At 40.5% G+C, this 10,650-nt stretch carries 6 protein-coding genes; all 6 read left to right on the top strand.

Annotation, left to right across the window (positions count from 1 at the left end):
• On the top strand, positions 1-496 hold a 496-nt coding region (locus tag ABZB17_RS04775), incomplete at its 5' end, for a FecR family protein (RefSeq protein WP_372648347.1).
• A 227-nt stretch (positions 497-723) separates the two neighbouring features.
• On the top strand, positions 724-4,221 hold the full coding sequence (locus tag ABZB17_RS04770; protein ID WP_372648346.1) for a SusC/RagA family TonB-linked outer membrane protein: 3,498 nt from the start codon (positions 724-726) through the stop codon (positions 4,219-4,221).
• An 18-nt stretch (positions 4,222-4,239) separates the two neighbouring features.
• The gene (locus ABZB17_RS04765) at positions 4,240-6,249 is read left to right on the top strand and encodes a RagB/SusD family nutrient uptake outer membrane protein (RefSeq protein ID WP_372648345.1); all 2,010 of its coding nucleotides are present in this window, start codon (positions 4,240-4,242) and stop codon (positions 6,247-6,249) included.
• 209 nt (positions 6,250-6,458) lie between these two features.
• The gene (locus tag ABZB17_RS04760) at positions 6,459-7,562 is read left to right on the top strand and encodes a glycoside hydrolase family 105 protein (protein ID WP_372648344.1); all 1,104 of its coding nucleotides are present in this window, start codon (positions 6,459-6,461) and stop codon (positions 7,560-7,562) included.
• Positions 7,563-7,733: 171 nt separating this feature from the next.
• Positions 7,734-8,840 (top strand): glycoside hydrolase family 105 protein, encoded by a 1,107-nt coding sequence (locus ABZB17_RS04755; protein WP_372648343.1) that lies wholly within the window; start codon positions 7,734-7,736, stop codon positions 8,838-8,840.
• Positions 8,841-8,996: 156 nt separating this feature from the next.
• Positions 8,997-10,607 carry a sulfatase gene (locus ABZB17_RS04750; protein ID WP_372648342.1) on the top strand — a complete coding sequence of 537 codons (1,611 nt, stop codon included), beginning with the start codon at positions 8,997-8,999 and terminating at the stop codon, positions 10,605-10,607.
• Positions 10,608-10,650 lie beyond the last annotated feature (43 nt).

The raw sequence follows: 10,650 nt of genomic DNA, 5'->3' as shown, positions 1-10,650 counted from the left end.
TGAACATCATCCGTTTATTGTAAACGTGGGGGAACACCGCATAAAAGTTTTGGGGACAAAGTTTGCTGTGGTGGCATACCCCGATGACGATGAGGTAAAAGCAGAACTGGTTTCAGGAAAAATTCAATTTGATATTCATTTAGGGGGCACCGGGGACAATTACCAGTCTTTAATGGTAAGTCCTATGCATAGTTTAGTTTATGACAAAACCTCCGGGAAGGTGTATGATTCAACTATCCCGGATGGTTTTTACAATTACTGGCAAAATGGTGTGTATAGCTTTAAAGACGAACGTTTTGATTCGCTGGCAACCAAAATTGCACGTATCTACAATGTTGAAATCGTATTTGGCGACGAAGAACTTAAAACCCGCACATTTACTGGTACTTTAAGTGTGGATGACAATATTTATACCCTGATGGAAGCGTTTAAGATCGCCTCCGGAAAACCCTTCGAATACACCTTTGAAAGTGGAAAAATTTATATCAACAAATAGCTAAAGACAATGCCTATGTAACAAATCAGATTTATGAACTAAAAACGGGAAATGCCTGGCCGCACTTCCCGTCTGTCAGGAAACACTCCTAATGTTTCCTTTTTTAAGAATCAATAAATAAGCCATTTGGCTCTATTATCGAACTTTAACACGTTAAATGTATGAAAAAAACTAACATTTGCAATGGGGGAAGTTGTGTCTCTCATTTCAAAAAACTTTTAAGAATTATGAAACTTACATGTTTGCTTGTAATGATTGCCCTGGTGCAGGTTTCGGCCGCTACATACGCGCAATCAACTAAGTTAACATTGAACATGAAAAATGCCCGGCTAGCTGAAGTATTTCAACAAATTGAAGAAAACAGCGAGTTCCGGTTTTTTTATGACAGTGACGAAATTGACTTATCTCACCAAATAACTATTCGTGCCGAACAATCTAATATCGACGAAATATTAACAGTAGCTTTTTCAGAAACCAGCTACTCGTACGAAATTATCGACAGACATATTATTATCAAGAACTCAGCGTCGGCTGATAGGTCGAATATCCTGGGGCGTGCCGATCAAATGCCGGTTTCGGGTTTGGTAACCGATAAAGATGGTTTCCCGTTGCCGGGAGTAACAATTGTGGTAAAAGGAACAACATCGGGTACGGTAACCAATGCCGACGGACATTATTCATTAGCAAATATTGACGGTGATGCAATACTGCAGTTTTCGTTTGTGGGAATGAAAACACAGGATGTTGAAGTCGGCAATAAGTCAACAATAAATGTAATCATGGAGGAAGAATCTATTGGTATTGCCGAAGTTGTTGCCGTAGGTTACGGAACTATGAAAAAAAGTGATTTGACAGGAGCAATATCACAAATTCGCCCGGATAAAATAGAGAACGAGAATCCAAAAACGATTCAGGATGTTTTACGCGGAACTCCCGGATTACGCGTTGGTCTGGATGCTTCTGCCAAAGGAGGCGGTTCAATGCAAATTCGTGGACAGCGTTCGGTGTACACCGACGGAGGACATAACAATCCATTGCTTATTCTTGATGGTATGATCTTTTACGGGGAACTTTCAGAGATCAACCCCGATGACATCTCTCAGATTGATATTTTGAAAGATGCTTCTGCAGCTGCAGTGTACGGAGCAAAAGCGGCAAACGGTGTTATCATTATTACAACGAAAAAAGGTAAAAAAGGGAAGCCGGTTATTAGTATAAGCTCAAATATTGGAGTAACTCAAAAAAGTGCTTATCGCGACCGATTCACTCCGGATGCTTATTTACAACACCGTCAGGATTGGTACACAAAAAACACCTATGGGGTAAATCCTGAAACAGGTGCTTATGAAGCCTACCAAAGTGGAGTTTATGCTAATCGCCCGGGATTTTTTATGAGTCCTGATCAGCTTCCAGCAGGAATTTCGATTGAAGATTGGAGAGCATATACTACCAACGATGAAGGAGACTCAGATAAAAGTATTCATGCACAAAGACTGGGTTTTACTGGAAACGCTCTGGAAAATTACCTGGCCGGAAAAACCGTTGACTGGGAAGATATAGCTTTTAGGTTAGGATTTAACCAAGACTACAATGCAAGCATTAGCGGTGCAGGCGATAACGTAAACTATTACTTTTCGATGGGCTACCTAAAAAATCAGGGAGCATTAAAAAGTGATGAATACGATGCAATACGTGCAAACATGAAAATTGATGCTAAAGTAACCGACTGGTTTGAAGTGGGAGCTAATGTTAATTTTCAAGACCGTTCTGACGGTAATATTGGCATGGATCAGGATTATTTTTTGCGTAACAGCCCTTATGCTGATTATGCCGACGAAACCGGAAATCCAATACAATATCCATTGAGTTCAGAATATAGTCAACGTGGTTATAACTACGATTTCCAAAAACAGTACCTGGAACTGGAGAAAGGTTATACCGTTTTAAATACTATTCTAAAGGCCAAAGTAACCTTGCCTTACAATGTAACCTATAGTTTTAATGCTTCTCCTCGTTATCAGTTTTTCTTCGATCGTTATTTTATGTCGGCTGATTTACCGGGATCAGATCCAAAATCGCGGGGAGCCAACCGCGAGCAGGCAAAACGTTTTGATTGGTCGCTTAACAATACCATAAACTGGGATTATACTTTTGCCGATAAACACCACGTTGTGTTAACACTGGTACAGGAAGCAGAAGAACGTCAATACTGGAGCGATCGTATTGAGGCACGCAATATCTTACCTTCTGATGCTTTGGGTTTCCACAACACCAAAAACGGAAGCAAAGAAGACAGTAATTATTCCACTCATGATACCTATGAGACTGCAGATGCGCTACTGGCACGCCTGTTTTATTCATACGATGATCGTTATATGATTACAACCTCTGTTCGTCGCGACGGATACTCTGCTTTTGGTGCATCTAATCCATACGCAACATTCCCATCAGTAGCATTGGGCTGGTCCTTTTCCAATGAAGAATTCTTTAATTGGAATAATGTTTTAAATACGGGTAAATTACGTTTGTCTTATGGTAAAAATGGTAACCGTTCATTGCCAAGTCCATACCTGGCTTTGGCCAACCTATATGAAGGAGCTGGCAAAATGCAGGGGTATATCGACCAGTCGGGAGAACTTGAGTTGATGCGCTATTTAATGGCCGATCGTTTGGCTAATCCAAATCTTCAGTGGGAAAAAACTACTGCGTGGAACATTGGTCTTGATCTGGGATTTTTCGACAATAGGATAACCGGTACGATAGAGTATTATAATATGAAAACTCATGATATGATTATGAATCAGCGTTTACCTGAGTTTACCGGCTTCCCTAATATTACAACTAACTTAGGTCAGGTTGATAACAGTGGTGTTGAAATATCGGTTAACTCGGTTAACATTGATAATGATATTTTACGATGGACTTCAACTTTTGGTTTTTCATATAACAAAAACGAAATCAAACATCTTTATTACGAACAGGAAGATGTGTTGGATGAAGAAGGAAATGTTACTGGCTCAAAAGAAATGGATGATATTTCAAATGGTTGGTTTATTGGTCGTCCGATCAGTTCTATATGGAATTATCGTGTTACAGGTATATGGCAAACCGATGAAGCAGCAGAGGCAGCAGAATATGGACAATCGCCAGGCGACCCAAAAGTAGCTAATAATTACACGGCCGATGATGTTGTGCACGAAGACGGATCAATTACACATGTATACAACGATAAAGACAAGGAGTTCTTAGGTGAAACCACTCCACCAGTGCATTGGTCATTACGTAATGATTTTACCTTTTGGAATAACCTTAGTTTTTCTTTTAATATCTATTCCTACATGGGGCACAAAAGTCTATCAGGTAACTACCTGAATGATGACGATCTTGGTGGTCGTATGGCCTATGCAATGCAAAATGTACCGGAAAAAGAATATTGGACACCCGATAATCCAACCAATAAATATGGTCGTATCGAAGCAAAAGGACCTACTGGAGCAGAAGGTGCAGCAATGTTGTATAATCGTTCGTTTATTCGTTTAGAAAATATATCATTGGGATATACACTACCTAAAAGATGGACCTCTGATTTCGATATACAGCGTGTAAAATTTTTTGGTACGGTAAGAAACGTTGCCGTGTGGTCTAAAGACTGGGAATATGGTGATCCGGAAACAGGCGGATTAGCCACTCGTATTTATACATTGGGTGTTAACTTAACTTTTTAATATTTAAATCAAAAAGATATGAAACTGATAATGAATAAATTTAAGTATATATACTTATTTGTCCTGATAGGACTATTCCTAATACCCAGTGGGTGTTCTGAGGACTTTTTAGAGCCAACACCTCTTTCGTTTTACGAACCTACCGCTACTTTCAGTACCGAATCAGGTTTGAATGCGGCACTTGCAATTTGTGATCGTCACCTTAAATTATATTGGGCGACCGATCATAACGAGATGCTTAGTTTAGGAACAGAGTATATGTTTTCTGAATTAATGGTTGCCAGTGCCACGGATAAGCGAAGTATGCTTTGTGATGTTGCTAATATGCTTACTCCGACAAGTGAAACTTCTTCTCAAAACCTTGGAAGAAATAACAGTATATGGTTTTTCTGGCAGGAAACCTACAAAGGAATTATGTATGCGAATACAGTAATTCAGTTTGTTGATGCAGTTGAGGCTTTGGATGAAACAACAAAAGATATATACAGAGGTAGGGCATACTTCCATCGTGCTTTCCGTTATATGGCACTGGTATTTCAATTTGGCGATGTACCGCTAGTAACAAAGATTGTTGAAGTACCAAAACAAAACTATCGAAGCACAGAGCGCGATGCAATACTACAAATGATTACAAAAGATATGGAATATGCAGTAGAACATGTTCCGGATCAAAGCGATATGGATTTAGTAGGTATGGTGAACAAAGGAGCATGTCGCATGCTGCTTGCCAAATGTTATTTGGCAGTTGGCGAATATGCCAAAGCCAAAGAGCAAACTGATATTTTGATAGATCAATCAGGATATTCTTTAATGGAAGACAATTTTGGAGCATTTAACGATGGTGGTGAACCACAAACCTGGCCAATAACCCGTAATGTTATTTGGGATTTACACCGTGCTGAAAACAAACTGATTTCGGCAAACAAAGAGGTGATTATGGGACTGCCAAACCGCGGATCGGATCAGGAATCGTTCGTAAAAATGTTAACCATGCGTATTTTATATCCATTTCTTTTTAATGGCATGGTTAAAACCAAAGACGGTAAACAGGCTTTGCTAAACCTGAGACGTAACCATGGTGATTATAATCCGAACTATGATTATATGCGTGCTTTTGGTAGAGGTATTGCCACCTGGCGTCCAACTTCTTTCCATACACGCGGATTATGGTATGTAAACGGACAGTTGGACAGCGGAGATTTGCGCCATAGTTCAGAGGTTGGAAACTGGGTGCGTATGGAAGATTATAAGGTGAACAATAAAGCATCAAGTGAATTCGGAAATCCGGTAACACTTTTTGATGATGAAGGAAACCTGCTGTGTGGGGATACTATTCGTCGTTGGTTCGACGTGCCGCATTACAAATTGTTTTTAGACGACCCGGTAAACGATGCAAATATTAGTGGCTCCGATGGTTTAAGAGGTGCTACCAATGGGGGTATTGCAGATTGGTACTTATATCGTTTGGCAGAAGCCTACCTGTTGCGCGCTGAAGCTAAATATTACATGAATGAGAATGATCCTACCATTAAGGATGATTTGAATGCAATACGTATGCGTGCCCATTGTTCTGAGTTGTATGAAGGCACAGTAACCATTGGCGATATTATGGACGAACGTGCCCGTGAATTATACTGGGAAGAATGGCGTAATGTAGAGCTAACCCGCGTTTCGTTGTGTCTTGCACGAAGTGGAAAACCGGATGAATGGGGAAATACCTATACGTTGGATAATTTTGACAAACAAAGTGGAACCGACAACAACGGTGGAAGCTATTGGTACCAACGTATTGTGAATTACAGCATGTACAATAAAGGACCAATCCAAATTAATGCTACAGGTAACAGTAATCCAAATTATACCATGGATAAGAAAAATATCTATTGGCCAATTCCTTATGCTGCAATTACAGCGAACAATAAAGGAGAATTAAGCCAGAACTTTGGGTATGATGGTTACGATGCCGCCACTCCTAAATGGAGCAACTGGGAAGATGCTGTTGCTGATGAAGGTGAAACAACAAATTAAAACTTTGAAATTCAGGTTGTAAGCAGTCCTTAGCTTAAAATGCACTATTAGTCGGTTTATGCCGACTGATAGTGCACTTTTTTATCCCGTTTTTGTGCATTCCAGGAGCTGGTGCGGAGTCACAAACCTTTCAGAAAATATAAGGTGGCTCTTGTGGTGCACTTAATTACTATTATTTATCCAACTAAATTTAAAAACAGAAAAACAAGATGAAGTCAGTTAAAATATTTTTGATATTACTTGTTTTCCCCTTTCAATTGTTACACGCTCAAAAACTACTAACTGATTTTCCTGAAGGTTACAAACCCGAGGAAATCGGAAAAACAATTTCTTACCGTTTTGTTGATGCGAAACATGCTTTACACGCCGGGAAATGGATTAGCTATCCTGAAACATTTTACTGGGGAGGCGCGTTCAAATTTGCATCGTTAACAAATGACGAGAAACTAATCGGGCTGCTTCAGAAACGTTTTGAGCCTTTGTTTTCAACCGAAAAGGAGCTACTACCCATAAAAAATCATGTTGATTTAAATATGTTTGGTAGTTTGCCTTTGCTTATGTATCAAATCACCAGTGAGAAACGTTATCTGGAATTAGGTCTTCCTTATGCCGATACCCAGTGGCAGGTTCCTGATAATGCAAAATCCGAAGAAAAAGAATGGGCCGATAAAGGATATACATGGCAAACCCGCCTCTGGATTGATGACATGTACATGATTACTATTGTACAAACCCAAGCCTACAAAGTAACCGGTGATTTTAACTATATCGATCGGGCAGCCCGTGAGATGGCGCTTTATTTAGAGGAGTTGCAACGTCCTAACGGGCTATTTTATCATGCACCAGATGTTCCGTATTATTGGCTCCGTGGAAATGGTTGGATGGCTGCAGGAGTTACTGAGTTACTTCGTTATTTGCCCGAAGATCACGAATATTATTCGTCAATAATGAAAGGCTATCAAAAAATGATGAAAAGCCTGAAAAAATACCAAAACGAAAGCGGTATCTGGAATCAGTTAATTAATGAACCGGATTGTTGGCCTGAAACATCGGGATCGGCAATGTTCACATACGCATTAATAACCGGAGTAAAGCATGGTTGGTTAAACCAAAAGAAATATGCTCCTGTAGCCCGCAAAGCCTGGATGGCTCTGGTTCCGTATGTTGATGAAAATGGGGCAGTATCGGAGGTTTGTGTTGGCACCAACAAAAAAAATGATAAGCAATACTATTACGACCGTCCACGAAGAAAAGGAGATTATCACGGGCAGGCTCCATACCTTTGGTGTGTTAATGCTCTTTTAGAGAAATAGAAGAAAATACATTGGAATATATTGTCGATATGTGCGGTGAGCTGCCTATCAATGGTCTAAAGTATATTTGTCTTTAAAAAAGAACAATTGTACTATGAAAAGTACATCATAACTGTTATTTTCAACCTTTACTTTGAAACCAATCTAAACTTTTAATAAATCTATCAAAAAATGAAACTATCAACTTATTTATTACTGGCAGTTGCACTGTTGCTGACTAATATTTGCGTAGCTCAAAATTATTTTGATGATTTTCCTGTAATGGCAAATCCAAAAACGGTTGGAGATAAGCTAAGCAAACGATTTCTGGAGAGTAAACACCAGCTTTATGGCGACCGAGGTATCCATTATGCTGAAGTTTGCACCTGGTACGGAGCGCTTAAATTTGCCGAACTTACCAATGATCAGGATCTGGTAAAGGAACTGAGGACGCGTTTTGAATTATTGTTTCATATCGAAAAAGACCTTCTTCCTCCTCCGATTCATGTCGATCAGAATATGTTTGGCAGCCTGCCTTTGAGATTATATACCATGACCAAAGATGAACGTTACCTCGAGCTTGGATTACCTTACGCTGATTCGCAGTGGATTCTTCCTCCCAATGCGAATGAAGAAGAACGCAAATGGCATGAACAGGGATATTCGTGGCAAACCCGCTTTTGGATTGACGATATGTATATGATCACAGTGGTCCAGAATCAGGCATATAAAGTAACAGGTGATCCGAAATATATTGATCGGGCGGCAAATGAAATGGTTCTTTATCTGGATGAAATACAGCGTCCCAACGGACTTTTCTATCATGCACCTGATGTGCCTTATTACTGGGCCAGGGGAAATGGGTGGATGGCAGTAGGAATGGCCGATTTACTTTATGATTTGCCCGAGAATCACAAGGACCGTCCACGTATTATGGAAGGTTATTTAGCCATGATGAAAAGCCTGAAAGCGTATCAAAGCCCAGGCGGTATGTGGAATCAACTCATTGATGAACCGGATTTTTGGCCCGAAACATCAGGAACAGCAATGTTTACCTACGCATTTATCATGGGCGTTAAACATGGTTGGCTTGATGTTGAAGAGTATGGTCCGGCGGCACGTCAGGCCTGGTTAGCAATGGTTCCGTATATTGATGAACAGGGTAACGTAACCGAAGTTTGCATTGGAACTGGTAAAAAGAACGATAAGCAATATTATTATGACCGGCCCCGCCCTGTTGGAGATTTTCATGGACAGGCTCCATATATATGGTGCGTTAATGCCCTTTTGGAGAAATAGGCAGCTTCGCTTCAAAAATTGTCAGGAGCTAATGAACGAAAAAAATGAATATTCAGATCCTGCTGTTAGTGTAGTTTTATATCACTATTTGAAGCGGGGAAGAACAAAATAAAAGTACTGAAATGACAATAATTCAATAGTCAAAATGTGATTTTCATGAAGAAAATAAAGTCTGTTTTATTCATATTAATTCTGTTATTTTCGTTTGTATCATCGGCAAACCGAAAAGATAACAGGCCAAATATCCTTTTTGCGATCAGCGACGACCAATCATTTGCACACACAAGCTTTGCCGGTTGCAAGTTTGTAAATACTCCGGGCTTTGACCGGGTAGCCAGCGAAGGTGTTTATTTTAGCAATTGTATTGCCGGATCGCCCGGATGTGCGCCAAGCCGGAGTACTATCGTCACAGGACGGCATCACTGGCAAAATGAGCAATCGGGGCAACACGCTTCTTCATGGATGAAAAAACACATTCCATTCGTTGATTTGCTCGAAGCTAACGGTTATGCTACCGGCAGAACCGGGAAAGGTGTCGATCCATTCCAGTATGCCCGTTCATCAAATGACTCACTTTGGCGATCGACCAATGCGGCGGGTATCGAACATAGCCATATTGTATACAAAAAAGGAACACCCGGCGATGAACGAACCGCCAACGGAATTAGCGACATCAACTACTTCGAAAATTTCAAATTCTTTCTTGAAAATGTTAAGGGCGAAAAACCATTTTTCTTCTGGTATGGCGCTAAAGAGCCACACCGGGGCTACGAAGAGGATTCATGGAAACGAAACAACAAAAATCAGGATGACATAAAAAGGGTACCTGAGTTTTTCCCGGATAACGGCATTATACGGGGAGATTTGCTTGATTATGCAGTTGAAATCGAATGGTTTGATTTGCATTTGCAACGTATGCTCCAGTATCTTGATGAAATTGGCGAACTGGAAAATACTATTGTAATTGTAACGTCCGACAACGGAATGCCATTTCCGAGGGCAAAAGCCAATGGGTACGATTACGGTATCCATGTGCCAATGGCCATTCGGTATCCAAAAAACTTTACGGGCAGACGAATTGTTTATGATCCTGTAAGTTTTGCCGACCTTGCTCCAACCATTCTTTCTATCTCAAAAACCGGTTCCGAAGGCATGCTTTCCATGTCGGGAGAAAGTATGATTAATATTCTTGAATCGAAGAAACAGGGAATTGTCGATCCTTCGAAAAAGTATGTATTCTCCGGGCGTGAAAGACACTCGTCTTCACGTTATGAAAACCGGGGTTACCCGCAGAGAATGATTCGCAGCAAAGATTTTCTTTACATCTGGAACATTAAGCCGGAACGCTGGCCTGCAGGTGCTCCTCAGCGAATAAAACCCGGAACAGAGGATGAATTATTGCCGATGTATGGAATTGATGAAGATGGACAGCACCATTCCGACTGGGCTTTTACCGACATTGATGCGTGTCCCACAAAATCGTACATTGTGGAACATTACGATGAGCCCGAAATTCAACCTTATTTTAATCTGGCGGTTGCAAAAAGAGCAGAAGTTGAATTTTTCGACATAAAAAACGACCCGTATTGCCTGAATAATCTGGCCGGGAATCCGGAATATTCGGCGATTGAACAGGAAATGAAAGATGCGCTGATGAGTGAATTGAAGAAATCAGGAGATCCGCGTGTTGTAGGGCCGGATAAGGAAGTTTTTGATTCGTATATTCGTTACAGTCCAATGCGCGAATTTCCGGCACCTGAGAAGTAGTAAATAACTCCGGACAATAGGGCAATGTATTAGAATCAGAACC

It is taken from the genome of Draconibacterium sp., assembly GCF_041583095.1.
Classification (GTDB): domain Bacteria; phylum Bacteroidota; class Bacteroidia; order Bacteroidales; family Prolixibacteraceae; genus Draconibacterium.
Note: the sequence above shows the minus strand (reverse complement) of the source record. Positions and strands in the feature narration are given on the sequence as shown.

Excerpts from the sequence above, each read along its gene's own strand:
- ABZB17_RS04770 (WP_372648346.1), top strand. The coding sequence starts at position 724 with ATGAAACTTACATGTTTGCTTGTAATGATTGCCCTGGTGCAGGTTTCG.
- ABZB17_RS04765 (WP_372648345.1), top strand. The coding sequence starts at position 4,240 with ATGAAACTGATAATGAATAAATTTAAGTATATATACTTATTTGTCCTG.
- ABZB17_RS04760 (WP_372648344.1), top strand. The coding sequence starts at position 6,459 with ATGAAGTCAGTTAAAATATTTTTGATATTACTTGTTTTCCCCTTTCAA.
- ABZB17_RS04755 (WP_372648343.1), top strand. The coding sequence starts at position 7,734 with ATGAAACTATCAACTTATTTATTACTGGCAGTTGCACTGTTGCTGACT.
- ABZB17_RS04750 (WP_372648342.1), top strand. The coding sequence starts at position 8,997 with ATGAAGAAAATAAAGTCTGTTTTATTCATATTAATTCTGTTATTTTCG.